Source organism: Aeromonas sp. L_1B5_3 (assembly GCF_963866575.1).
Lineage (GTDB): Bacteria > Pseudomonadota > Gammaproteobacteria > Enterobacterales > Aeromonadaceae > Aeromonas > Aeromonas jandaei.
The window spans coordinates 96,063-120,091 of the sequence record NZ_CAWMDN010000117.1; the positions used below are offsets into that span (position 1 = coordinate 96,063).

The 24,029-nt window shown below is 60.2% G+C and carries 28 protein-coding genes; 15 read left to right on the plus strand and 13 right to left on the minus strand.

All coding sequences use genetic code 11. The annotated features are described in order from the left end of the window. Positions 1 to 10: 10 nt before the first annotated feature. Positions 11 to 2,053, minus strand: a complete 2,043-nt coding sequence (locus tag AACR93_RS13380) for a protein-disulfide reductase DsbD family protein (protein WP_043849665.1) — start codon at positions 2,051 to 2,053, stop codon at positions 11 to 13. Positions 2,054 to 2,103: 50 nt separating this feature from the next. Further along, positions 2,104 to 2,481: a hypothetical protein gene (locus AACR93_RS13385; RefSeq protein WP_033115100.1), complete on the minus strand. Its 378-nt coding sequence runs from the start codon at positions 2,479 to 2,481 to the stop codon at positions 2,104 to 2,106. 175 nt (positions 2,482 to 2,656) lie between these two features. Here AACR93_RS13385 and AACR93_RS13390 point away from each other — a divergent pair, with 175 nt between their 5' ends. Then, on the plus strand, positions 2,657 to 3,385 hold the full coding sequence (locus AACR93_RS13390) for a 1-acylglycerol-3-phosphate O-acyltransferase (protein ID WP_043849666.1): 729 nt from the start codon (positions 2,657 to 2,659) through the stop codon (positions 3,383 to 3,385). Here the strand turns inward: AACR93_RS13390 and AACR93_RS13395 are convergent. Then, on the minus strand, positions 3,373 to 3,573 hold the full coding sequence (locus AACR93_RS13395; RefSeq protein ID WP_156152866.1) for a hypothetical protein: 201 nt from the start codon (positions 3,571 to 3,573) through the stop codon (positions 3,373 to 3,375). The two genes, AACR93_RS13390 and AACR93_RS13395, sit on opposite strands and share 13 nt — an antisense overlap. A gap of 22 nt (positions 3,574 to 3,595) precedes the next feature. Between AACR93_RS13395 and pspA the strand changes: the two genes are divergently transcribed. Genes pspA through pspG form a run of 3 tightly spaced genes read left to right on the plus strand, consistent with a single transcriptional unit; the run spans position 3,596 to position 4,731 of the window. Then, positions 3,596 to 4,258 (plus strand): phage shock protein PspA, encoded by a 663-nt coding sequence (gene pspA, locus AACR93_RS13400; RefSeq protein WP_043849668.1) that lies wholly within the window; start codon positions 3,596 to 3,598, stop codon positions 4,256 to 4,258. Between the two features lie 2 nt (positions 4,259 to 4,260). Then, the gene (locus tag AACR93_RS13405; RefSeq protein WP_043849669.1) at positions 4,261 to 4,467 is read left to right on the plus strand and encodes a PspC domain-containing protein; all 207 of its coding nucleotides are present in this window, start codon (positions 4,261 to 4,263) and stop codon (positions 4,465 to 4,467) included. A 45-nt stretch (positions 4,468 to 4,512) separates the two neighbouring features. Then, entirely contained in the window at positions 4,513 to 4,731 is a 219-nt protein-coding gene (pspG, locus tag AACR93_RS13410) for an envelope stress response protein PspG (protein WP_041209239.1), read from the plus strand. An 83-nt stretch (positions 4,732 to 4,814) separates the two neighbouring features. On the opposite strand, the gene AACR93_RS13415 is transcribed toward pspG, so the two are convergent. Further along, complete coding sequence (locus AACR93_RS13415) at positions 4,815 to 5,162, minus strand: GIY-YIG nuclease family protein (protein ID WP_043849670.1); 348 nt, start codon at positions 5,160 to 5,162, stop codon at positions 4,815 to 4,817. Between the two features lie 44 nt (positions 5,163 to 5,206). Here AACR93_RS13415 and AACR93_RS13420 point away from each other — a divergent pair, with 44 nt between their 5' ends. After that, positions 5,207 to 5,941, plus strand: a complete 735-nt coding sequence (locus AACR93_RS13420; protein WP_041209237.1) for a substrate-binding periplasmic protein — start codon at positions 5,207 to 5,209, stop codon at positions 5,939 to 5,941. On the opposite strand, the gene rarD is transcribed toward AACR93_RS13420, so the two are convergent. Next, a complete protein-coding gene (rarD, locus tag AACR93_RS13425) occupies positions 5,923 to 6,813 on the minus strand; it encodes an EamA family transporter RarD (protein WP_043849671.1) in 891 nt (296 codons plus the stop codon). The two genes, AACR93_RS13420 and rarD, sit on opposite strands and share 19 nt — an antisense overlap. Before the next feature lie 102 nt (positions 6,814 to 6,915). Here rarD and AACR93_RS13430 point away from each other — a divergent pair, with 102 nt between their 5' ends. Further along, entirely contained in the window at positions 6,916 to 7,503 is a 588-nt protein-coding gene (locus tag AACR93_RS13430; RefSeq protein WP_043849672.1) for a uracil-DNA glycosylase family protein, read from the plus strand. A gap of 3 nt (positions 7,504 to 7,506) precedes the next feature. On the opposite strand, the gene AACR93_RS13435 is transcribed toward AACR93_RS13430, so the two are convergent. Continuing rightward, a complete protein-coding gene (locus tag AACR93_RS13435) occupies positions 7,507 to 8,364 on the minus strand; it encodes a DMT family transporter (protein ID WP_041209234.1) in 858 nt (285 codons plus the stop codon). A gap of 91 nt (positions 8,365 to 8,455) precedes the next feature. Here AACR93_RS13435 and AACR93_RS13440 point away from each other — a divergent pair, with 91 nt between their 5' ends. After that, the gene (locus AACR93_RS13440; protein ID WP_042032621.1) at positions 8,456 to 9,346 is read left to right on the plus strand and encodes a LysR substrate-binding domain-containing protein; all 891 of its coding nucleotides are present in this window, start codon (positions 8,456 to 8,458) and stop codon (positions 9,344 to 9,346) included. Between the two features lie 7 nt (positions 9,347 to 9,353). On the opposite strand, the gene znuB is transcribed toward AACR93_RS13440, so the two are convergent. Continuing rightward, complete coding sequence (gene znuB / locus AACR93_RS13445; protein ID WP_043849673.1) at positions 9,354 to 10,133, minus strand: zinc ABC transporter permease subunit ZnuB; 780 nt, start codon at positions 10,131 to 10,133, stop codon at positions 9,354 to 9,356. Positions 10,134 to 10,154: 21 nt separating this feature from the next. Next, a complete protein-coding gene (gene znuC, locus AACR93_RS13450; RefSeq protein WP_043849674.1) occupies positions 10,155 to 10,931 on the minus strand; it encodes a zinc ABC transporter ATP-binding protein ZnuC in 777 nt (258 codons plus the stop codon). A gap of 96 nt (positions 10,932 to 11,027) precedes the next feature. Here znuC and znuA point away from each other — a divergent pair, with 96 nt between their 5' ends. Continuing rightward, entirely contained in the window at positions 11,028 to 11,948 is a 921-nt protein-coding gene (znuA, locus tag AACR93_RS13455) for a zinc ABC transporter substrate-binding protein ZnuA (protein WP_043849675.1), read from the plus strand. A 75-nt stretch (positions 11,949 to 12,023) separates the two neighbouring features. Next, positions 12,024 to 12,698 (plus strand): transglutaminase-like cysteine peptidase, encoded by a 675-nt coding sequence (locus tag AACR93_RS13460; protein ID WP_043849676.1) that lies wholly within the window; start codon positions 12,024 to 12,026, stop codon positions 12,696 to 12,698. Here the strand turns inward: AACR93_RS13460 and AACR93_RS13465 are convergent. Continuing rightward, positions 12,693 to 13,634 (minus strand): TAXI family TRAP transporter solute-binding subunit, encoded by a 942-nt coding sequence (locus AACR93_RS13465; protein ID WP_043849677.1) that lies wholly within the window; start codon positions 13,632 to 13,634, stop codon positions 12,693 to 12,695. The genes AACR93_RS13460 and AACR93_RS13465 overlap by 6 nt on opposite strands. After that, the gene (locus AACR93_RS13470) at positions 13,631 to 14,926 is read right to left on the minus strand and encodes a LapD/MoxY N-terminal periplasmic domain-containing protein (protein ID WP_043849678.1); all 1,296 of its coding nucleotides are present in this window, start codon (positions 14,924 to 14,926) and stop codon (positions 13,631 to 13,633) included. Before AACR93_RS13470 ends, AACR93_RS13465 begins: the two co-directional genes overlap by 4 nt. 259 nt (positions 14,927 to 15,185) lie before the next feature. Here AACR93_RS13470 and mepM point away from each other — a divergent pair, with 259 nt between their 5' ends. Beyond that, positions 15,186 to 16,523 carry a murein DD-endopeptidase MepM gene (mepM, locus tag AACR93_RS13475; RefSeq protein ID WP_043849679.1) on the plus strand — a complete coding sequence of 446 codons (1,338 nt, stop codon included), beginning with the start codon at positions 15,186 to 15,188 and terminating at the stop codon, positions 16,521 to 16,523. Between the two features lie 70 nt (positions 16,524 to 16,593). Here the strand turns inward: mepM and AACR93_RS13480 are convergent, their stop codons facing one another. Continuing rightward, a complete protein-coding gene (locus AACR93_RS13480; RefSeq protein WP_033115071.1) occupies positions 16,594 to 17,538 on the minus strand; it encodes a D-2-hydroxyacid dehydrogenase in 945 nt (314 codons plus the stop codon). Between the two features lie 162 nt (positions 17,539 to 17,700). On the opposite strand from AACR93_RS13480, the gene AACR93_RS13485 reads away from it, so the two are divergent. Further along, complete coding sequence (locus AACR93_RS13485) at positions 17,701 to 18,282, plus strand: YjaG family protein (RefSeq protein ID WP_041209226.1); 582 nt, start codon at positions 17,701 to 17,703, stop codon at positions 18,280 to 18,282. Between the two features lie 47 nt (positions 18,283 to 18,329). Here AACR93_RS13485 and AACR93_RS13490 read toward each other — a convergent pair whose 3' ends face one another. Next, entirely contained in the window at positions 18,330 to 18,809 is a 480-nt protein-coding gene (locus AACR93_RS13490) for a MarR family winged helix-turn-helix transcriptional regulator (RefSeq protein ID WP_041209315.1), read from the minus strand. A gap of 158 nt (positions 18,810 to 18,967) precedes the next feature. On the opposite strand from AACR93_RS13490, the gene AACR93_RS13495 reads away from it, so the two are divergent. Both AACR93_RS13495 and AACR93_RS13500 read left to right on the plus strand, forming a co-directional pair. Continuing rightward, on the plus strand, positions 18,968 to 19,495 hold the full coding sequence (locus tag AACR93_RS13495; protein WP_043849680.1) for a hypothetical protein: 528 nt from the start codon (positions 18,968 to 18,970) through the stop codon (positions 19,493 to 19,495). Positions 19,496 to 19,504: 9 nt separating this feature from the next. Further along, complete coding sequence (locus AACR93_RS13500; RefSeq protein WP_043849681.1) at positions 19,505 to 21,103, plus strand: BCCT family transporter; 1,599 nt, start codon at positions 19,505 to 19,507, stop codon at positions 21,101 to 21,103. Between the two features lie 102 nt (positions 21,104 to 21,205). Here the strand turns inward: AACR93_RS13500 and AACR93_RS13505 are convergent, their stop codons facing one another. After that, positions 21,206 to 22,444 (minus strand): multifunctional CCA addition/repair protein, encoded by a 1,239-nt coding sequence (locus AACR93_RS13505; RefSeq protein WP_043849682.1) that lies wholly within the window; start codon positions 22,442 to 22,444, stop codon positions 21,206 to 21,208. Positions 22,445 to 22,692: 248 nt separating this feature from the next. On the opposite strand from AACR93_RS13505, the gene mutY reads away from it, so the two are divergent. Both mutY and AACR93_RS13515 read left to right on the plus strand, forming a co-directional pair. Next, positions 22,693 to 23,745, plus strand: a complete 1,053-nt coding sequence (gene mutY / locus AACR93_RS13510) for an A/G-specific adenine glycosylase (RefSeq protein ID WP_043849683.1) — start codon at positions 22,693 to 22,695, stop codon at positions 23,743 to 23,745. Positions 23,746 to 23,753: 8 nt separating this feature from the next. Then, positions 23,754 to 24,026, plus strand: a complete 273-nt coding sequence (locus AACR93_RS13515) for an oxidative damage protection protein (RefSeq protein WP_043849684.1) — start codon at positions 23,754 to 23,756, stop codon at positions 24,024 to 24,026. Positions 24,027 to 24,029: the final 3 nt, after the last annotated feature.

Genomic DNA, 24,029 nt, shown 5'->3' on the forward strand with positions numbered 1-24,029 from the left:
GGAGTTCTCCTTAAAAATGGGTGGCGTTGGTCTGGATCAGACCGGCCTGATTCAAGAGGGTAAGCAGATCGGCCTTGTCCAGCAGGGGGGAGAGGGTCTCTCCCTGTGGCAGGCCGGGGCCGTAGATCTGGTTGAAGGGGACGGCTGCCGCCCCGCGCTGGCGCAGGAAGGCGGCGATGGTGTCGTCCGGTTTGCTCCAGTCGCCGCGCAGGGCCACCACATCGGGGGCCGAGAGGGCGTTTTGCACCTCATCGCGCAGCAATACGTTGTACTTGTTTGCCTTGCAGGTGACACACCAGTCGGCGGTGACATCGACGAAGACCCGCTTGTTCTGGGCGAGGGCATCGGCGATGGCGCGTTCCGAGAGCGGCTGCCAGACTACCCGATCGACGTTGCCCGACCCCTGCGCGGTGAAGGCTCCCCCCAGCAGCAGGGCCGCGCCGACAAGCGCCGAGAGGGAGAGGGCCAGCGTGAAGCCACGGATGCCATAACGCCAGACGATGCCAATCAGCAGGGCCAGCAGCATGGCGGCCATCAGCCAGTAAACCTGAACGTTGCCCAGATGGCTGCCAAGCAGGCTCGCCAGCCAGAGGCTGGAGCCCAGCATCATCAGGCCGAGCAGGATGCGCAGATGGTTCATCCAGCGCCCCGGTTTCGGCAGCCAGAGGGCGAGTCTTGGCAGGGCCGCCACCAGCAGCCAGGGCAGGCTCATGCCAATCCCCAATGCCGTGAAGATCAGCCAGAGCTGGCCGAGCGGTGCCGCCAGCGCAAAGGCCACCGCAGTGCCGAGAAAGGGTGCCGAGCAGGGGGTCGCCAGCAGGGTGGCGAAACTTCCCTGCAGAAAGTGACCGCCGAGGCCGTTACCGCCGCTGGTGGCGAGGCGGGTGTTGAGGTTGCTCGGCAGACGAATTTCGAACAGCCCCAGCAGGTTGGCGCAAAACAGCAGGGTGACCAGCACCATCAAGCCGATAAAACCGGCGCTCTGGAACTGGATGCCCCAGCCGACGCCCCCTTGCGTGGCGCGCAGCAGACTGCTCATGGCCGCCAGCACCCAGAAGGAGGCGATGATCCCGGCGCTGGCGGCGAGGAACTGTTTGCGCACGGTTCCCTGTTCACGCTCCTGATGTTGCAGCACAGACCCCAGCTTGAGCGCCAGCACCGGCAGCACGCAGGGCATCAGGTTGAGGATAAGGCCGCCGAGCAGCGCCGCCCCCAGCAACCAGAAGAGGGGCTGGCTCGGCGCTGGCAATACGAGCGCTTCGCCAATCGAGCCTTTGGTCTGCCACGCCTGCTCGCCACTGGTGAACAGCAGGCCGAGGGATTGGCCGCGCAGATCTGGCGCATCCCCCTGCCAGCCATCGCTCACCGGAACCCGGGCGATCAGGGTGTTGCCCTCAACCTCGAGCACCGGCTTGCCAAACTCGGCCCCCTCCAGCGCATCGATAAAGAGGGCCGGTGATTGCCAGCCCTCTGCCAGCTCGGCGCGCAGTTGCAGCTGGTTGTGCTGATAACCGAGCTCGACCCGGGTGTCGGCGGGCAGCGGTTGGGGCAAATTGCTGATGGCCTTGGCCCAGCTGAAGTCGAAACCGGCCGGAGCCTGTCCATCCACCGCGAGGGTAAAGGGGAAGTCGGTCAGGATGCAGACGTTGCTGCAGGTGGAGAGGCGCAAGGTGCCCTTGAGCGATTGGTCGGTCGGGTAGTTGAGGCTCAGAGGGAAGCGTACCTCCCCCTGATAACCCTGGGTACTGAGTCCGGCCACCTCGAAGTGGCGCGGAGCGGGCCAGCGCCACTGGAAGTCGCCGACCGGCTCATCCCACAGGATCTGGGGGGCAATGCCCCCTTCGCCCGGGCTGTGCCAGTAGGTCTTCCAGCCGGACTCGAGGGCTACGTCGAGCAGGATGCGGGTGTGGTCAGGGGCGCTGCGGTCGGCCTGCAGTCGCACCTTGGCGTGATCATTCTGTGGGCTGGTGAGCCAGCCCGTATCGCTGGCCAATCCCGTGGATTGCCACAGCAGGCAGGCCATAAGCAGGGCTGCCTTGAAAAAGTTTGTCATCTGTCTGGTCTCGCAAAAAATGAGTAACGGCGAATGGAAAAAGGCCGGAATCATTCCCGCCAGACGCAGAGCGTGAGGTGAAGTCGCCGCTCGGGTGGTGAAATAACCCTTGGCGGTGGTAAGGGAGGGGTATAGCGCCAGAGTGGTGCCAGCAGGGCAATCAGCAGGGCGACGGCAAAGAAGAGTTGTTCGACGCAGAGCAGGGTGGCGGCGCTCAGCCATTTGCCATTGAGCTGGCAGCTGGTGGGCTGCGGGCTGACCGGCTTGCCGTCGTTCTGCTCATCATCGATGCTCTGAACGGGCAGGGCCTGACAGGTGAGGGCATGATCGAGCAGTGCCAGCCGGGCCAGCGGCTGGGCCGCGCAATTGAGCACCAGCAGGCAGACCAGCAGCAGGAGTCGTTTCGCCACGCGTTGTTGGTGAATCATGCTCGCCCCGTTTATCAAGATGGCCACATCCTAACGGCCAATGGCGGGTGGGGCAAGTTGCCGGACGTTTTATGAGCGCTGAGGCTGGCGCCGTGTGGTCGGTTCTGTTTGGCGAACGCTTGTTCGCTAAAAGGGGGATCAGTATACTGCGCCGAGTTAAAATTCGAGGTGTTCGATGCTCAAAATTGCCCGTGTGCTGCTGCTTGGTCTGCTGCTCATCTTCTGGTTCCTGTTCGGCCTGCTGCTCTGTCTGGTTCGTCCGCGCCACCCCAACAACGTCTATGTCTTCGCCCGCATGTATCACGCGGTCTGCCCGCTGATCGGGGTCCGGGTCAAGGTGATGGTGGCCGACGAGGTGAAATCGGTCGGGCCTGCGGTCTATGTCTGCAACCACCAGAGCAACTATGACATCTTCACTGTGACCGGTGCCGTGCAGCCCGGCGTGGTTGCGGTGGGCAAGAAGAGCCTGCTGTGGCTCCCCTTCTTCGGCCTCATCTTCTGGCTCTCCGGCAACGTGCTGATCGACCGCTCCAACCGCTCTCGCGCGATTGGCACCATTGGTCAGGTGGTGGATCGCATCAAGGCGCGCGGCACCTCCATCTGGATGTTCCCGGAAGGGACTCGCTCGCAGGGGCGTGGTCTGCTGCCGTTCAAGGCGGGCGCTTTCCATACCGCCGTGCAGGCTGAAGTGCCGGTTGTGCCCATCGTCTGCTCCAGTTACTTCGGCCAGATTGACCTCAACCGCTGGGATAACGGCGAGGTGCTGCTGGAGGTGATGGCCCCGGTTTGCAGCAAAGAGCACGGTGCCGCCGGCATTCGCGAGCTCTCCGAGGTGTGCCGTGCCCGGATGGAGGCCAAACTGGCCGAGCTGGATGGCAAGCTGGGTCGCCATCACGCCGCCTGAACGCCATCATAACTGTATTGAACAGGGAGCCACGGGCTCCCTTTTTTGTTGGTAAAAATCACCACGCTATTGGTTTTTTTCACCAATAAACCGTTATTGAATTCCCTCGTTAAATCCCCATCTATCTGTAAAACAACAATAATTTTTCTTGGCACGGCTCTTGTAATGCAATGGGAAGAGATAGCCATCCCATCCACAAGGAGCCAGACCATGAGCGTGTTCAGCCGCCTGACCGACGTAATCAATGCCAACCTGCACAGCCTGCTCGACAAGAGTGAAGAGCCCGAGAAGATGCTGCGCCTGATGATCGAGGAGATGGAGCAGGTGCAGGTCGATATGCGCACCCAGGCCGCTCGCGTCATCGCCGAGCAAAAACAGCTGGAGCGCCATCAGCAGGCGTTGCAGGTGCAGATCCAGGAGTGGTCGGCCAAGGCCGAGCTCGCGATCCAGAAGGGGCGCGAGGATCTTGCCCGCGCCGCGCTGACCGAGAAGCTGGCCGAGGCTAGGAAATGTGAACAGCTGGAGCAGGACAAGGCCCGGGTCGCCGAAGTGCTGGCCCAGCTTACCGCCGACAGCGAACGGTTGGCCGCCAAGCTGACCGAGGCGCGGGAGAAGCAGAAACTGCTGACTCTGCGCGAGCAGACCGCCCATAGCCGCATTCGTGCCCGCGCTCAGGTGGACAACCAGCGTATGCATGAGCTGATGGCCCGCTTCGAAGGCTTTCAGGGGCGGGTCGATCAGCTGGAAGCCCAGCTGGAGGCAGCCACTATGGGGCAGAATCCCTCGCTGGAGGCGCAGTTCCGCGAGCTGGAACTCAATGACGAGATAGAGCGCGAGCTGGCCCGTCTCAAGGGTCAGAAGGTGGAGGCATAACCATGACTCCCTGGCCCAAGGATCTTGTCCATCGCAAGCTGACCGGCGTCTGCGCCGGCATTGCCAAACGGCTGGGGATATCCAGAGTGACGGTGCGAGTGGTGGCCCTGCTCGGCCTGATCCTGGTGCCGCCGCTGGCGCTGGCTGCCTATCTGCTGGCGGTGCTGGTGATGCCGCCCCGTTATGAATTGAAACGCTGGCTGGATTGACCGCAAGGCAGCCCGGCGGCACAGAGTGCCTGTAAGGAGCAAGTTATGCTGGAATTTTTCATATTGCTGGGAGTGTTGCTGGTGATGGCGCTGACCGGTTTTACCCTGGTGGCTATGCTGCTGGTGAGCGGCGTGTTTGTGCTGCTGGGGCTGTTGAGCGGCATGCTTGCCCTGATCATCAAGCTGGCCCCCTGGTTGCTGCTGGTGCTGGTGGTCTGCTGGCTTATCAGCCATCGCAGCAGGCGGTCCAATACCTATCTGTAATCACTGCAAGTCGTGTCGTTATCCCTGAACTCCCTTTTGTCGGCCACCCGTGAGGTGGCCTTTTTTATGGCCCGGCTTTGCCTTTATGGTTCTGCGTGGCCGGGAGCGAGCCAGCGCAGGCTCCACGGCAGCCAGAGATCGGGGTTGGTGATGAGATGCTCCTTGAACGCCTTGGGCTGCTGCTTGAGGTGATATTCGAGGCGCAGGGCCGCTCCTTTGTCGCCTACCTCCTGCTGCCACACCAGGGTGAGTGGCCCTTTGCCGCGCAGGGCGCGAGAGCCTTTGCCGCTCTGGTGCTGGCGCAGGCGGCGCTCCGGCGCCGTGCTGATCCCGGTATAGAGCAGGCCTGCAGCGGTACGCACCATATAGATTGACCAGCAGGAGGGCGGGGTGGATGGCGATGCCGGAGCCCCGGTCGGGGGTTTTCTCATTCATGTTCTCTGTGCCAAACTCAAAAGCAGCTCAAGGAGGTGCGATGAGAGTCTGGTTCTGGTTGTGGTTGCTGTTGTCGGTTCCGGCTCTGGGGGAGACGATCCGTCTCTATGATTACCACCAGCATCCCCCCTTCAATACCGGGGTGAATGCCGGCTTGAGCAGCGAGCTGGTGAAGTATCTCAATGAAAGGCTGGGAGGTGAACCCAGGATCGAGCTCTGGCTGGTCAATCGCGCCAGACTGGCGCTGGAGATGTCGGATCCTGCCTTCAACGGTCTGGTCGCCTGGGTCAACCCGGCCTGGGTCGGGGATCCCCAGCGCGAGCTATACCTCTGGACCTTCCCCATCATGCGCGACACCAACGAGCTCATTTCAAGTCGCCAGCATCCGGTTACCTATCGTGGCCCTGACTCCCTCAAAGGGATGGTATTTGGCGGTGTCGAGGGGTATCGCTATCTGGGGATCGATGATGCTGCGGCCCGGGGCGAATTGGAGCGCCACGATGCCAAGAAGGTGAAGACCAATCTCGATCTGCTGGTGCGCGGCCGCATCGATGTCACCCTGGTGCCCGGTTCGGCCCTCGCATTTTTCACCCACGTCCCGGACTATGAGGGCAAGCTGTTCGTCTCGCCCTTTGCCCAGTCCAGCTATACCCGCCACATTCTGGTGCCCAAGTCCCGTCCCGAACTTCATGCCCGGCTCAACGACATTGCCGAGCAGATGGATCGGGATCCCGCCTGGCACAAGATCCTCGAGTCCTATCGCGGCGCCCCCTGAGGCTGACGCTTGAGGCGGTGCAGCGGCACCAGACTTACCAGCAAGCCCGCCCAGACGAAGGCGAAGCCGACCGTCTTGATGGGATCCGGCGTTTCACCAAACCAGTAGATGGCGAGCAGGAAGGCAAGGCTGGGCTCGATATATTGCAACAGTCCCACCGTGCTCATCCGGGTTCTTGCCACTGCATAGCAGAAGAGCCCGACCGGCAGCAGAGTGGCGGGCGCACTGCCCATCAGCAGCAGCTTGTCGGCCAGATCCCCGTTCACGAATGCCCCTTCCCCGTGCCAAGCCAGCGTGCCGATGATGATCAGCGCGACGGGCAGTTGCACCATGGCTTCCAGATAGAGGCTGGTGCCGGTGTCGTAGTGGATCTTCTTCTTGATAAGGCCGTAGCAGGCGAAGTTGGCCCCCATGATGAGGGAGAACCAGGGGAGCTGGCCGTAGCAGAAGAGCATGTAGGCGAGACCCGCCAGCGCCAGGGCGACCGCCAGATGCTTTTGCGGGGTGAGCCGCTCTTTCAGGAAGATGACGGCGAATACGATATTGAACAGCGGCGTCATGAAAAAGGCGAGACTGGTGGTCAGTACCTGCCCTGTGGTGAGGCACCAGGTGAACATGCACCAGCTGATCGACATGACCGGGCCGGCCAGCAGGATGAGGCCCAGCTGGCGCGGCTCGCTACGCAGTTGTGTCCAGGGCACCTTGTGGCCAAGCAGCAGAAACAGGCCGCCAAGCAGGACAACCGACCAGACCACGCGATGGGAGATGAGCTCCCACATGTTGACCTCGGGCATGAACTGATAATAGAGCGGCAGCATCCCCCAGAGGATGAAGGAGAGGGTCGCCGTGCCCGTGCCTAGCCAGTTTTTCATCTCTACCTGTTTATTAAATTAAACATCTATCGGTGAATAATAAATAGAGGCCAGCCCTTTCACAAGCGAGATCTGGTGGAAAACTCTGTTACTATCGCGCTCATGAGTCGACTGGATAGCCTGTTTGAAGAGATCCGCGCCTGCCGCCTGTGCGAGGCGCATCTGCCGCTCGGGCCGCGGCCGGTAATCCGCGGGGCCGAGAGTGCCCGCCTGCTGATCATCGGTCAGGCGCCGGGCACTCGCGTGCATGCCAGTGGTATCCCGTGGGATGACCCCTCCGGCGAGCGCTTGCGTCAGTGGCTCGGGGTCGATAAACCCACCTTCTACGACGAATCACGCATTGCGATTATGCCGATGGGGCTCTGTTATCCCGGCAAGGGCAAGTCGGGCGACCTGCCGCCCAGACCCGAGTGCGCGCCTGCCTGGCACGACAAGGTGTTGATGCTGCTGCCCAATATCGAGTTGACCCTGTTAATCGGTCAATATGCCCAGCATCGCTATCTGGGCAAGGCGGCCAGGGGCTCGCTGACCGAGACGGTGCGCAGCTGGGCCGACTATAGCCCCGGCTGGTTGCCGCTGCCGCATCCCTCCCCGCGCAACACCCTCTGGCTCAAAAAGAATCCCTGGTTCGAGCAGGAGGTCATCCCTCATCTGCAGCAAAGGGTCGCCCCTTTGCTGAAACGACCCTGAGTATTAGACCGCTGGCTCGGCCAGCGGTTTTGGCTTGCTACGTGCCATGGCGATGAGCGGCAGGACGATGCAGATACAGCCCAGCAGCAGCGGCAGGCCCGGCTGCTCGTCAAACAGCCATACCCCGATGGCCACCGCCATCAGCAGACCGGTGTACTCCGCCGAGGCGATCTTGCTCGCCTCCGCCTTGCGATAGGCCACCACGCACAATCCCGCATAGACCATGATCAGCGCCGAAGATCCGAAGGCGGGCCACCACATCTGCCACTGCCAGTCGCCCCCTTCCCACCAGGCCAGCGCGAGAATGAAGGGCATGCTCAGCACGTTGGTGAAAAACAGGGTCTGGGCGATGGGCTGCTTGAGCGGGATGCGCTTGATCAGCAGATTGTTGAGCGCCATCGACAGCGCCACCCCGAGCGCCGCCAGTGCGGCCCAGTTCACTTCGGTCGGGCGCAGCACGATCAGTACCCCGATAAACCCGATGACTGCGGTCAGCACCTTCTGGCGCGAGATCGCCTCTCCTGCCATCCACACTGCCAGCGGCACCATCATCAGCGGTGCGGCATAGAAGAGGGCGTTGGCAGTGGCGAGCGGCAAGCGGGTGAGGGCAACCACCATCAGGCAGACACCGACCGCCCAGATATGGGCCCGCAGCAGGTGCCATTTGATGGCCACCGGCGGGTTGCGGCGCCATGACCATAGCAGCCAGGGCATCAGCAGAAGGGCTGCAGAAACCTGGCGGAAAAAGACAAACTGGAAGATGGGCTGATCCGGCTCCAGCACCTTGACCAGCGCATCGGAAAAAACCGCTACCATATTGCCCAGCACCAGATAAAGGATGCCGATCCCCACTGCATTCATACCACCTCCCACTTCAGATGAGGGGAGGGTAGCGTGCCGGTTGATATCCAGTAAAATGATAAAAAATGACCATCCATGAGATATTTAGATAATGAAGCTTCCCCCCCTGCGCGCGGTGCAATATTTCGAGGTGGTGGCCCGGCTGCTCAGCTTCTCCCGTGCCGCCCTTGAACTGAACGTCAGCCAGAGTGCGGTCAGCCACCAGATCCGCCTGCTGGAGGATTTTCTGGGTGAGCGGTTGCTGCTGCGTCAGGGGCGGCTGCTCTCGTTGACGACGCAGGGGGAGAGCTATTTCGAGGGGATTGCCGCTGGGCTCGGCCAGATTGCCCAGAGCAGCGAGCAGCTGCGCGGGGGCGGCGAGATGCGGCTGCGCCTCGCGGTCTACAGCTCGTTTGCGGTGAAGTGGCTGATCCCGCGGTTGGCCGGACTGCGCCAGCTCTATCCCGAGCTGGATCTCAGTCTGGAGATGGTAGCGGAGGATCCCGAGCTCTCCGATCGGGTGGCCGACTGTTTTATCACCGTCTCACCCCACGGGCGGGGCTACTGCCACGACCTTATCTATCAGGAACGACTCTTTCCGGTCTGCAGCCGCCGCTTGTTGCAGCAAGTGGAGGGGGAGTGGCCAGACGCCATCTGGCAACTGCCGCTGCTCTCGGTGCAATCCATCTACAAGGCGCGGGGGGAGGATTGGCAGCGCTGGGCCAAGGCGGGTGGCTTGGTGATACCAGACGAGGCGAGGATGCACCACTTCAGCCATGTGTTGCTGGCGATGGAGGCGGCGGCCTGGGATCAGGGGGTGGCGTTCGTGAATGACTACATGCTGCGGCCCGATGATCCCCAGCTGGTGGCCTTGCCGGTACACCAGCTGGAGACGGGGGATGCCTTCTACTTTACCTGCAAGCGCTCGCGGGCCCATGAGCCCGCCATCAACCGGTTACGCCAGTGGCTGATGATGGAGACACGCCAGAGCATGCCTCTCTAGCGTGGTATCAAGCCTTCTTGAACTGGCTTAGGACGAACAGGCTGGTGGCACAGACCACCACTGATGGGCCCGCCGGGGTGTCTTGATACCAGGAGAGGGTCAATCCACCCAGCACGGCGAGGCAGCCGATCAGCGCGGCAAAGCCGGCCATCTGCTCCGGCGTCTGACTGAAACGGCGGGCGGTAGCGGCGGGGATGATCAGCAGGGAGGTGATGATCAGCGCCCCGACAAACTTCATCGCTACGGCGATCACCAGCCCGATCAGCAGCATCAGCACGCAGCGCAGCACATCGACCCGAACCCCTTCAACTCGCGCCAGTTCTTCCGAGATGGTCATGGAGAGCAGGGGATCCCACAGTCGCCACAGGGTGAGCAGCACCAGTGCGCCACCGCCATAGATCCAGAGCAGATCCATCGGTTGTACCGAGAGCAGGTCGCCAAACAGGTAGGCCATCAGATCCACCCGCACGTTATCCATAAAACTCAAGGTAACCAGACCGAGGGACAGGGCACTGTGAGCCAGAATGCCGAGCAGGGTATCGGTGGCCACCTGCTGGTTGCGGCTCATGATCACCAGCAGCATCGCCATGGCAAGGCAGCAGACCACTACCGCCAGGGTGAGATCGACCTGCAGCAGGATGCCCAGCGCGATGCCGAACAGACAGGCATGAGAGAGGGTATCGCCAAAATAGGCCATCTTGCGCCATACCACGAAGCTGCCGAGGGGGCCGGCCAGCAGGGCGATGCCGAGGCCGGCCGCGAGGGCGTATAACAGAAAGCTGTCCACTTGAATGTCCTGTTGCTTGCGCTATTTGCTGTGAGCGTTGTTGCGAGAGGGCAGGCGGATGACGGGAGCCTGCGGTTCATGATGATGGTGTTCGCCGTCGCAGTGATGGTGGTGGGTATAGACCGCCAGCACCTCCTGCTCCGGTCGCCCGAACAGGCGGGCAAATTCGGGATGGCGGGCCACGCTCTCCGGTTCGCCATGGCAGCAGACATGGCGATTGAGGCAGATCACCTCGTGGGTGCTGGCCATCACCAGATGCAGGTCGTGGGAGACCATCAGCACGGCGCAGTTGAATTCGGCGGCGAGCTTGCCGATGAGGTCATAGAGCTCGATCTGACCGTTGATATCCACACCCTGCACCGGTTCATCCAGCACCAGCAGTTCGGGTTTGACCAGCAGAGCGCGGGCCAGCAGTACCCGCTGCATCTCGCCACCGGAGAGCTTCTGCATCCGGTTGTCCAGCAGCCCTTCGGCACCGACTCTGGTCAGCGCCTCTTCGATGGAGATCCGTCCCTTCTTGCCCAGCTGCAGAAAGCGGCGCACTGTCAGCGGCAGGGTGGGATCCAGATATAGGCGCTGGGGTACATAGCCGACTCTCAGATCGCGGTTGCGGATGATCTGGCCGGAATCCGGGGTGAGCAGACCCAATACCAGTTTGCTCAGGGTGCTCTTGCCCGCCCCGTTGGGGCCGACCAAGGTGGTGATTTTGCCTTTATTGAGGGTAAAGGAGACCTTGTCGAGCACTGAGCGTCCATCGAACGAAAGACAGACCTCTTTCAGCTCTACCAGTTGGGTCATGACAGCTCCGGGGTTTACAGCCAGTGAGAGTTATAATATAACAAAAAATAGAAGCTGTTATATTATCACACAATCACCCGCTGACGAGATTCACCAATGAGAATTATTGCTTTTTTCACTGCCCTGCTGGCGGTGAGTTTGCCTGTTCGTGCCGTGGAGGTGCTGACCACCATCAAGCCCTTGGGCTTTATTGCCGCGGCGATCACGGAAGGTGTGAGTGAGCCGGAAGTCCTGCTGCCAACCGGCGCTTCTCCGCACGATTTCTCTCTGCGTCCCTCCGATGTTCGCAGCATCAGAGAGGCCGATTTGGTGGTCTGGGTCGGCCCCGAGCTGGAGGGTTTCATGAGCAAGCCTCTGGCCAATCACCCCCATGTCTTGACCCTGACCCAGGTGCCGGGCATGCCGCTGTTCAACTACGCGACCAAGGATAGCCATGAGGGCCATCAACACGATGACCATGCGGCTCATGACCATGATGATGAAGGTCATGAGGGGCATCATCATGAAGGGATCGATCCCCATATCTGGCTCGGCCCGATGCAGGCCAAGGTGATTGCCGGCGCTATCGCCAGCGAGCTGGGCAAGCAGGATCCGGCCAACAAGGCGCGCTACGAGGCCAATCTGGCCGCTTTTACCGCCAAGGTCGATGCCAGAGACAAGGTGATTGCCGGGCAGATGAAAGCGGTGAACCAGAAGGGGTTCTTCGTATTCCACGAAGCGTATGGATACTGGGAGCGCCACTACGGCATGAGTTCCAAGGGCCACTTTACCGTCAGTCCGGAGCGTCGTCCGGGAGCAAAAACACTGGTCGAGATCCGCAAGGCGCTGGAGGAGAAGCAGGCAAGCTGCATCTATGCCGAGCCGCAATTCTCGCCAGCGGTGATCGAGTCGGTTGCCCGCAATACCGGCGCCAGAGTGCTGCTGCTGGATGAGGTGGGTGAGCAGGTTCCGCTCGGCCCGGATGGTTATCCCCAGTTCATGGATCAGTTGGCCAACGCTTTTGCCCAGTGTCGTTGACACTGGGCCCGAAGAGCCTGCTCTCTGTTGTCTGGGACTATACTGACCTCCAGCATCTGACATGGAGTGTCCGGTATGAAATGGCTGTTAATCCCCACCTGCATGCTGGCACTCGGTTGTGCCGGCGTGCAGGCTTCCCGCCTGTCGGAATATATCGCCAGCCCCGAGCTGCGGGAGAAGTTGCAGGAGGTCTACGGCGGGCGTGCCATTCAGCGCGCCGAGGCGTTTTCCCGCTTGCTGACGCCCAGAGCCGGCACCACGGATCAGCAGAAGATCGAGCTGGTAAATCACTACTTCAATAACCTGACCTACAGCGATGATCCAAGATTGTGGGGAGAGGCGGACTACTGGGCCAATCCATTGGAGTTTATCGGCGCCCGGGGTGGGGATTGCGAGGATTACAGCATCTCCAAGTACTACACCCTGATGGAGCTGGGGGTGGACGAGAAGAAGCTGCGGCTGGCTTACGTCAAGGCGGTGCGTTACAACCAGTTCCACATGGTGACGCTCTATTTCGCGACCCTCAAATCAGATCCGCTGGTGCTCGACAACATCAACAGCCGCATTCTGCCCGGCAGCCAGCGCACCGACCTTATCCCTGTCTACAGCTTCGATGCCAAGAGCATCTGGATCATGAAGTCCCGCCGTGAGGGAACGCTGGCAGGCAGTGCCGACAGGCTGGCGCAGTGGACGTCGATGAAGACCCGGTTCTCCAGCGAGCAGTTGCGCTCTCCCCGCCGCCAGCTATAGCTTCCCGGCGGCTTTCAACTCGGCAAAATAACGGGCTGCGCCCGGATGCTGCTCAATGCTCAGCACCGGGCCGGTTTTGTTGCGCGCCTGATGGAACATGTTTGCGTAGCCATAAGTCTGTTCGTTGAACTTGGTCTGCTGTGCCAGCATGGAACGGGTCAGGTTATAGACCTCTTCTTCGGGAGTGGTTGCATTGGTCACCAGAGTGGCCGCGATGGCAAAGGTGGGGGTGGCTTTCAGATTGCCCGGATAGATGCGCGCGGGCACCTGGCTGCGCTGGTAATACCTGACCCCCTTGATCAGCTGGTCGCGCAGATCGCCATCGACCGGCAGAAATCGGATGGCACACCGCTTGGCGGTATCGAGCACAATCCGGTTGGGGTGTCCCATCACCAGTCCATAGGCATCGATCTGTTTGCTGCAGAGCGCCTCGGCTTCATTGGCCATGCTTTTCAGATCGAGCTCCTGCTCCTTGGCGCCCAGCAAGTTGAAAAGAGCCAGCGCAGTCTGGCGGGTACCGGAGCCCTTTAATCCCATATCGATGGGGGCGAGTTTGAGCTGCTCTAGCGAGGTGATGTCGCCGTCGGCCCGGATCACTATGGTAAAGGGTTCGGCGTGGGTCGCAAACAGCGCGCGCAGGCCGGTTTGTGCGGCGTTGGCGAAGGGGCCGCTACCCTGACTGGCCTGATAGAGCCAGTCAGACTGCACCATGGCGTAGCGGCTTTCACCGCTCCGCAGTCGCTGCAGGTTCTCCATCGAACCGGAGGTTGCCTGCAGCGCACAGCTGATCTGCCGGTCAGTCTTGTGTGCCAGCCGGCAGAATTCGCTGGTGACCTGATAGTAGATCCCCTGTTCACCCCCTGTTGCTATGGTGGCCGGTACGGCCATTGCTCCGGCTTGGCCGAACAGCATCAGCAAGATAGCCAGCTTTTTCATGATTGTGCCTCCCTCGCATAACCATCAATTCCCCAGGTGCGCAGCTTGTCGATGTCGCTGCCACTGCCCGCCTCGGCCAACAGGGTGTAGCCAGCCGCATGCATGGTTTGCGAGAGGAGATGCCAGTAGAGCGGCTCCTCACTCAGCTGACAGCAGACAAAGACAGGATTGAGGGGATCGAGTTGATTGAAGGTCTCCGTATTGAGCGGAATAGCGCTAAACGCCAGCTCTACCCCCTGCTCCTGCAAGCGGGTCAATATCGACTCACCCTCAGCTGGGAAAGCGGTGACATCCCAGCGCCAGTCGAGTGTCTTGCCTCTTCCCCGGGTCAGTAGCGGTGCTATAGCTTGCCATTGCGGGTGGTGGAGCAGGGAGAGTGGTAGCGAGATCCCTTCAACATGGTGCTGCAACCACTGTTCCAGAACCGCTTGAATGGTGGCCAGCTCGCTGTCGGCGGTGAGTGCCGGGTGTGGCAGGAAGCGTTGGTAGAGGGTGATCTCGCCCTGTGTCGAGACGAAGGTTTGCAGGTGGCCGCCACGGTTGTCGGTTAGCCCTTGCAAGGGCTGCGCTGCGGATGGGCGCAGTTGCTTGCCCATCTGGGTGATTTTGAGGCGTTGCTGCAGCAGATCCCGCTTACGCTCAGAGACCAGCTGGTTGATGGAGAGCACTACCTCTTTGAGATCCAGCAGCCAGGGGGTGGGGAGGGCGCTGTTGAACTGGTGCTTGCGGACCCGGATTAACTGCTGGTTGATCTGCGCCAGCGGCTTTAGCAGCCGTTGGCTGACCAGGGAGATCACCAGGGTAAAGACAACCAGTCCACCCAGCAGTGCCAGTCCGATACGGCTGATGGCATTCCACAGGTGCTGGTAGGCGTAGCCGCTGTGACCTTCCAGTGTCAGGGTTCCGAGCATGCGCCAGCCATCGGTCAGTTCTTGCTCAATCTTGACCGGTGGCATGCCGATAACCGAGGGAAGCCAGCCAGGCACGTTTTGCTGGGTGGCCTGGAACACCTTCTGGAACAGCAGTTGTCCGTCCGGGTCGACCAACCTGACAGAGCTGACGAAGCCGCCATCGAACATGGCATTGACGATGGTTTCGGCCAGCACCTTGTCATCGTTGAGCAAAGTACCTTGCAGCACCAGACCCAGAGCGGTGACGGCAGTCTCCAGATTGGCAGACATCTGGTCGATGATGGATTGGCGGACAGTGGTGATTTCCAGCACAAACAGCAGGATGGCACCGATCAGAAACAGGATGAGGATTATCCTGCTCAATAGTTTTGATAACGTCATCTCCACTCCATGGAAAAGTTATTGCAACATTTGCGGTTTTTATTCTGGCGCTATGGCGAGCCGGTTCTTAAAAATAGGAAAAAATGGTTAAAAAAGACGATCATTTCTGCCCATCCGGGCTGGTTATGCATAAAATGTGAAGTTCATGCAGATTGCGATGAACTATTTGTATCGTTTTTTGTCAAACAGACAGTTTTATGCGGATTTGGTACTACCACATCGCAACTCACACTCTTCAGATATAAAGACAGGATAGCGGATGAAACGTCTCCGTCCCTTGGTAGCACAGGCTGCCAATTGGGAACCACCGGTTCCCCGCAAACACTTTTACGCAATGGTGATGCTGACGGCGATGACCCTGTCAGCAGTGGCGTTGCTGCCGGCTCCGGGTGACATTCTGGAGCGGCCCCTGCGTTTAGAGTTGCCGATTGATACCGCGGGTACGGCAACCAACGAAAACAACACCGACTTTAACGAAATCCCCGATCACGAACTGGTCGACCCCGCCACGCCGGACGATGATATTCCGGTTGATACCGCGCCGCAGTGGCAGGATTACCGAGTGCGCAATGGCGAGAATCTGACCGCCATCTTCAACAATCTGGGGCTCTCGACCACCACCCTCTACAAGGTGCTGGATGCGGACAACAAGAATTATCTGGCGCGGCTCAAACCGGGCCAGACCATCGAGCTGCTGATTGATCAGGACAACATCCTGCAACAGCTCAAGATCCGCCTGAACATCAAGCAGACGCTGGTGATGGCGCGCACCGACGACACCTATACCGCCTCGATGATCAACGAGAAGGTGGACTGGCAGCCGCAGCGCTACGATGGCGTGATCAATGGCAGCTTCTATGTCAGCGCCCGTAATGCCGGTATTCCGGCCAACCATATCCAGAAGATTGCCAACCTGTTCCAGTGGCGGATGAACTTTGCCCAGGACCTGAAAAAGGGTGACAAATTCAAGGTGCTGGTTCGTCAGGAGACCGTCGAGGGCAAGAGCACCGGCAACAGCCAGCTGCTGGGTGTGGAAGTGACCAGCCAGGGCCAGACGGTTTCGGCCTGGCTCTCCGATGACGGCAACTATTACGACGGTCAGGGCAACAGTCTGGAGCGCGGCTTCCGTCGCTATCCGACCCACAGCCGCTACCGGATCAGCTCCAACTTCAACCCGGCGCGTAAACATCCGGTAACCGGTATGGTGCGTCCTCACGAGGGCACCGACTTTGCAGTGCCGGTCGGCACTCCGGTGCTGGCAACCGGTGACGGTGTCGTCCAGAAGGCCACCAGCCACCCGCTGGCAGGTACCTATGTCGTCATCAAGCATGGCCGTACCCTCTCGACCCGTTATCTGCACCTGAGCAAACTGCTGGTCAAACCGGGTCAGCGGGTCAAGATGGGTGACAAGATTGGCCTCTCCGGCAACACGGGGCGCTCGACCGGTGCTCACCTCCACTACGAGCTGCGCATCAACAATCGGCCGGTCAACGCCATGACTGCCAAGCTGCCGATGGCCGAACCGCTCAGCGGCAAGGAGCGTCGCCAGTTCCTGGCCAAGGTGAAAGGCTACCGCAAGGAGCTGGCCGCGGGTTGATACCTGTCACCGCTTGAAATGAAAAGGCCCCGCCAGATTGGCGGGGCCTTTTTGCATGCGAAATCAGGCGCTAGTAGCCCTTGTCGAAGTCTATTTTGCCGTCGAGGGGTTGGCCGTCGATGAAGCGGATATAGTTGCGCACGAAGATCTGGGCCACATCCTCGGGGAAGCTGTAGGCGCTGTTGTGAGGGGTAACGATGAGGTTGGGTTGCCCCCACAGCGGGCTGTCGGCGGGCAGTGGTTCCTGCTCGAACACATCCAGCACTGCCATCGCCAGCTTGCCGGTGCGCAGGGCTGTCAGCAGATCGCCGGAGTGGACGGCATTGCCGCGTCCCACGTTGAACAGGATGGCGCCCGGTTTGCAGAACTCGAAGCGGGCGGCATTGAAGAGGTGGCGGGTGTCGCGGGTCGCCGGCAGCACGCTGACGATGACATCGGCCTGCGCCAGGATCTTGTTGAGCGCCGGCAGCTGGTAAACCTGATCAAAGCTGGCCCGCTCCCGGCCACTGCGGCTGATGCCAAGTACCTTCATGCCAAAGTGCTTGCCGGTCTGGGCGATATGCTGGCCAATGCTGCCGGTGCCAAGGATCAGCATGGTTTTCCCCTTGAGCCCCTGATAGGGGTGGCTCTGCCAGAGACGCTGCCTTTGCTGTTCCCGATAGAGAGGAATTTGTCGCATCAGGCTGAGCAGATGGCCAAAGACATATTCGCTCATCAGCGGGCCGAAGATGCCGCGCACGTTGGTAAGCTGGTAGTCGCGCCGGCTGTCCGGGTCGAGCAATACGTCAACTCCGGCATAGGTAGACTGGAACCATTTGAGTTTTCCCGCCTTGGGGAGGAGCGGTTTGGCGCGGGCCGGTTCTGCCATCAGAATATGGGCTTCACCGATCAGCTTCTCGGCATCGCTCTGGTTATCGGCTCGCAGAATGCGCAGATGGGGGAGATTGGCGGCCTTGAGCAGACGTTCGTAGTGAGCATTATCCTGGCTGAGCAAAAGAAGGGTACGTTGGCTCATACTCTTGTTCCTTATCAGAATTTGCGGCGCAACAAGATGCCGCTCTCGTCCCATCTTACCCGAGTTGCCAGCGCAACATAGCCGACCAGGGCGCTTTTTCGTTTTCGCCGCGCCCCTCGTGGGCTACAATCTGCCCCACATTTTGCAGAGGATCCGACTCCAGTGTTTGGTGACAAGTTTTATAAGCGACTGGCCGAGCTACAGCCTTGGCAACAGACCGTCTACACCCTGGCGCTGGCAGAGCGCATGTACCCCAACTATGCCCTGTTCAGTCAGGCCTCCGGCTTTGGCAATGCAGAGGCCTTCCGGCATGCGCTGGATCAGATGTGGAACTACCTGACCGTCAAGGGTTCCCGGGTCAATCTGGGTGCCATTCTCGAAGAGTTCGAAGCCCATATTCCGGATCCCCGCAAGTTTGAATCCTACGGTGCCTATCCGGCTCTGGATGCCTGCGTGGCGCTGGGCTGTGCCTACAACTCGGTGATCTGCCGTGTTGGGGAAGAGGCCAACGATGCCAGTCATGCCTCCGTCGGTACCGTTGCCGGTTTTATCGAGATGATGGAAGAGCGGGATCTGACTGAAGAGGAGCTCTACGAGCACGAATATATGGAAGCCGAGCTGGAGTTTCAGGTCGAGCTGCTCAAGCGGGTTGCCCATGAGCGCGACAGCGACCGCATTCTGGCCATCAAGGCCTTTGCCGCTCAGGATGGCGTCTCCAACATCGGTATCAGCCTGGAAGAGTAATCGCCGGTGCCGGCCCACTAAAAAAGCTCCCGTTTCGGGAGCTTTTTTTATGCCTGCTCGGCGGTCAGGGGGCTGACGCTCAGCACCGGGGCGGCATCTATCCCGTCGGCATTCATCATGGCGGAGATGCGCTGCAGAGAGGAGAGCAGCAGGGTCTGTTCCCAGGTTTCAAGGGATTGAAAACGCTGGATAAAGCTCTCTTGAAGTGGTGTCGGCGCCTCGGCCAGCAGGGCGCGTCCGGCATCGGTCAGGGTCGCGTGTACCTTGCGCTTGTCGGTCTCGCTGCGAACGCGCTGTACCAGCTGACGGCTCTCGAGGCGATCCATGATGGTGGTGGCGGTGGCCTGACTCATGTTGGTGTGGTCGGCCAGCTGACGCATGGAGATCTGGCCCAGCTCATCAATTCCTTTGAGCAGCAAGAGTTGTGGCGAGGTGAGACCGGCCTCCTTGATCAAGCGCTTGGAGTGCATGTCGATGGCACGAATGATCTGGCGCAGCGCTACCAGCACTTCATCATGTTTTTCCATGGTGTCGGAGTAGGAAGTCGGGTTGAAAGGGGGAAAATTCTGCTCCCGGCAGATAAAAAGGTCAATATAGTTATTACTCAAATGGTTTATGTTCAAATTAATTTTGTGTTAGTTTAGCCCCTCTTTGCGCTGTTTAACCTGACAAGAGAGGAGTAAACATGACCAATGAACTGGATATCAAGACCCTGGCCAACGGCCTGAAAGTCGTGCGGGTTCGCTATGAACTGCCTGATACGTCAGCCTTTGTCCGCTATCAGCCCACCTACGATGAAGATCCCAACAACCTCAAGGTTCACCACTACGACGGCGAACTGCCGCTCTCCTGTAGCGAAACAGGTACTTTCAACCTAAAGGAGTTGGTGAACGAATTGCGCTACGCTTATGTGCTGGTGCACCTCTTTCCTGACGAAAGTGCCATGCAGTTCTATCTGACCGGCCTCGATACCGGGTTGGCCCAGCTGGAGTTCATCGGCGGCTCCTACGACTTCAACCGGCTCTGGATCACCAGCGGTATCTCCAATCTGGGCGTGCCCATGGCCATTTTCCTCGGCAAGCGCCACGCGGTGAACGGTCAACCTTCGGTCACTCTTGTGGATCACCGTGAACAAGCGGCAGGCAAGCTGGTCTATCGCGCCATCGGTGGTGCCGGTGATCACGTGGGCGAAGAGTTTTTCAACAACGACTAAGGAGGCTGGATGAGAGCAAGCAAAGGGCTATTTAAAGGCCTCAACCCCACCATGGCCATGACGGCGTTGACCGTTATCACCCTATTTCTGCTGTTCGGGGTCTTTGTCCCCGAGACGGCCGCCAGCTGGTTTGTCGGGGCCAAGGATCAGATTATTGCCGGGTTCAAGTGGTACTACATTCTGGTGGTCGCCCTGTTCCTGTTCTTCGCCGTCTACCTGATGTTCAGCCGCTTCGGCAACATCCGGCTGGGCGACGACGACCAGGTACCGGAGTTCGGCTACTTCGCCTGGTTCTCCATGCTGTTTAGCGCGGGCATGGGGATCGGGCTGGTGTTCTGGAGCATCGCTGAGCCGATGAACCACCTGCAGGGCAACCCTTTTATTACCGAAGGGATGACCCCGGAGGCGGCCCAGATCGCCATGCGCCTCACCTTTTTCCACTGGGGCCTCCATCCATGGGCAATCTATGTGATCGTCGGCCTGTCGCTCGCCTTCTTCAGCTACCGGCGCAAGCTGCCACTGGCCATTCGTTCCGTGCTCTATCCGCTGCTCGGCGATCGCATCTACGGCTTCTGGGGCCACGCCGCTGACGTGCTGGCGGTGTTCGGCACCGTGTTCGGGGTGGCGACCTCCCTTGGACTGGGGGTCTCCCAGATGAATACCGGCCTCAACCAGATGTTTGGCATGGAAGTATCGCAGACGAACCAACTCTGGCTTATCGGTGGTATCAGCCTGATCGCCACCCTCTCGGCGGTCTCCGGGGTCGGGCGCGGGGTGAAGATCCTCTCCGAACTCAATATCTGGTTGAGCGTCTTCGTGCTCGCGCTCTTTCTGGTGCTGGGGCCGACCACCTATATCCTCAACGCCTATGTGCAGAACATCGGCGATTACCTGCAGAACATCGTCAAACTGAGCTTTTGGACCAACACCGAAGACAATGGCACCTCGGCCTGGCAGTCGAGCTGGACAGCGTTTTACTGGGGATGGTGGATTGCCTGGGCGCCGTTTGTCGGCATGTTTATCGCCCGCATCTCCAAGGGGCGTACTATCCGCGAGTTCGTGCTCGGCGTGCTGCTGGTGCCTTCGCTGCTCGGCATGTTCTGGCTCACCGTGTTCGGTGGTACGGCGATGAATCTGGAGCTGTTTGGTGGCGGCGGCGTGGTCGCGGCGGTCAATCAGGATGTGACGCTGGCGCTCTACAAGACGGTCGAACTGCTGCACTGGGAGACCTTCGGCTGGATTGCCAAGGGCGTGCTGACCCTGCTTATCTGCACCTACTTCATTACCTCCAGTGACTCGGGCACGCTGGTGATTACGACCCTGCTCTCCATCGGTGATCAGGATCCTCCGGTGCCGCACCGCGCGCTCTGGGGGCTGGGTCAGGGGCTGGTCGCTGCGATTTTGTTGGTCTCCGGCGGTCTTGCTGCCCTGCAGGCGGCCAGCATCATAGCCGCGCTGCCCTTCTCGGTGATCATGCTGGCGATGTGCTATTCGCTGATGCTGGGGCTCAAACAGGAGAGCCAGCGCCAGTTCGAGTATCGTCAGAACCTCAAGCGCCATGATGGCTCATCCCATATGAGCTTGCTGGAGCGCATCGGCCCGGCGTAAACCGCCAGTCGGAACTCTGCTAAATGACAAAACGGCCGTACTGGTGAGGTTTCCTGCGGGAGCCTCGCCAGTACGGCCGTCTGTTCTTGTACGGGTGGAGGGTTACTCCTCGATAAAGGTCCACTCATCCTTGATGCGGCTGATGGCATCGGTCCGCTTTTTGGCGAGCTGCTCCTTGATCTCTTCCCCCTTGTAACCGGCCGCCACTATCTCTTTGACCGGCACCGCCTGGGCGGCTGCCAACGCTTCGGCCACGTAGTCTGGCTCGGCGTATACCCGCTCCTCGAAACCGGTACGGCCATGGAAGTCGGCGCGGCAGGCATCCAGCAGCTGGGCAAAGCGCTCGGGGCGGCGCCAGGCATCTGCCTTGTCAAACACCTTGAGCAGGGTGGCGGGCTTGAGCTCAAAGGCGATGTGGATGTGGGTGTGCAGATCGCTCACCAGCAGCGCCAGATCCCGGCACTCGTTGGGTACCCGGAACCGTTCGCACAGGGCGCGAATGAGCGGCAGCCCCTTCTGGCCGTGACCGTGATGGCTGGGCCAGAACTCCTTGGGGGTCACTCCCTTGCCAAGGTCGTGGCAGAGGGCAGCAAAGCGGACGGTCAATTCCGGGGAGATCCGGCACGCCTGCTCCAGCACCATCAGGGTGTGGATGCCGGTGTCGATCTCCGGGTGCCACTTGGCCGGGGCGGGGACGCCGAACAGCGCATCGATCTCGGGGAAGAGCGCCTTGAGGGCGCCGCATTGGCGCAGCACCTCGATAAAGATCTGCGGGGTTGGCCCCAGCAGCACCTTCTCCAACTCCTTCCAGACTCGCTCCGGCGTGAGGTGGGCCAGCTCGCCAGCGGCCGTCATCTCGCTCATCAGGGCCAGAGTTTCCGGCGCTATGGTAAAGCCCTGAGCGTGGAAGCGGGCGGCGAAGCGGGCGACCCGCAGGATGCGCAGCGGATCTTCGGCAAAGGCGGGGGAGACGTGGCGCAGCAGCCGTTTCTCCAAATCCTTGATGCCACCGTAGGGATCATGGAGCTCTCCCTGTTCATCTTCGGCGATGGCGTTGATGGTGAGATCCCGGCGCAGCAGATCCTGCTCCAGCGTCACATCGGGGGCTGCGTGGCAGACAAAGCCGGTGTAGCCCTGACCCTGCTTGCGTTCGGTACGGGCGAGGGCATACTCCTGCTGGGTTTTGGGGTGAAGAAACACGGGAAAGTCGCGACCGACCTGGGTAAAGCCCAGCGCCAGCATCTGCTCCACGGTGGCGCCGACCACCAGATAATCCCTGTCGCCCTGCGGCAATCCCAGCAGGCGATCCCGTACTGCTCCCCCAACCAGATAAGTCTGCAAACCATCTCTCCCGTCAACAATCGTGGGGCCGAGTATATCGTCTTTGTTACTGCATTGCTGCCCGGCCGTGACCGGGAAAATGTGGGGTAATCGAGTGTGTCAGCAGGGCTTTGACTTGGGCGTGACGAGGCCGTACCCTGCCGCACCAGACGGCTGGCTCTGTATTGCGCAATGGCTTTACTACCGAACAGCCAAAATAAGTCGAAGGAACCGCAGAGTTCCCTATATATCAACGACATGAGAACAACGTGAATCAATCAACCTTCGCAAGCCGGGTTCTGGAGTGGTATGAGCTTCATGGCCGCAAGAGCCTGCCCTGGCAGCAGGAGAAGACTCCTTACCGGGTCTGGGTCTCGGAGATCATGCTGCAGCAGACCCAGGTCGCTACCGTGATCCCCTATTACCAGCGTTTTATGGCGCGCTTCCCCGATGTGGTGGCGCTGGCCGATGCCCCCGTGGACGAAGTGCTGCATCACTGGACCGGATTGGGCTACTACGCCCGGGCCCGCAACCTGCACAAGGCGGCCCAGCAGATCCGCGATCATCACCACGGCCTCTTTCCCGAGCGCTTTGACGAGGTGATGGCGCTGCCGGGGATTGGTCGCTCAACCGCCGGGGCCGTGCTGTCGCTCTCTCTCGGTCAGCCTCACGCCATCCTTGATGGCAATGTGAAGCGGGTACTCACCCGCTGGCTGGCGCTGCCGGGCTGGCCCGGCCAGAAGCAGGTTGAGAACGAGCTGTGGGAGATCGCCATCCGGCTCACTCCCAAGCTGGGCGTGGCACAATACAATCAGGCGATGATGGATATCGGGGCAACGATCTGCACCCGCAGCAAGCCTGCCTGTGAACGTTGCCCGGTGCGGGCCGATTGCCAGGGGCTGTCGCAAGGCAACCCGACTGCCTACCCCAACAGCAAGCCGAAGAAGAGCATTCCGGCGCGGGATGGCATCATGCTGCTGATCCGCCATGGCGACGAACTGCTGCTGGAGAAGCGGCCGCCGCAGGGGATCTGGGGTGGGCTCTACTGCTTCCCGCAGGTCGCCTCGCCGGCGGAGGTGGATGGTCTGCTGGCGTCCCTTGGCCTGAGTCATCACGGTTATCGGGAGCTGGCTGGTTTTCGCCATACATTCAGTCACTTCCACCTCGATATCCAGCCGCTGCTGATCGAGATTGAGGCAGCGCCAGCGCTGCGCCTCATGGAAGCAGATAACCGACTCTGGTATAACTTACGCCATCCTGCCGAGGTGGGGCTGGCGGCCGCCACGGCCCGTCTGCTCGCCTATCCGGAGCTACAACCATAGAGGTCAACATGAGCCGTACTGTATTTTGCCAACGCCTGAAAAAAGAGGGCCTGGGCCTGGATTTTCAACTCTACCCGGGTGAACTCGGCAAGCGGATTTTTGACAACATCAGCAAGGAAGCCTGGGCCGAGTGGCAGAAGAAGCAGGTGATGCTGATCAACGAAAAAAAGCTCAATATGATGAATCTTGAGCATCGTCAGTTGCTGGAAAAAGAGATGGTCAGCTACCTGTTTGAAGCGGGTGAAGTGCAGATCGAGGGTTATACCCCTCCCAGCCAGTAAGCA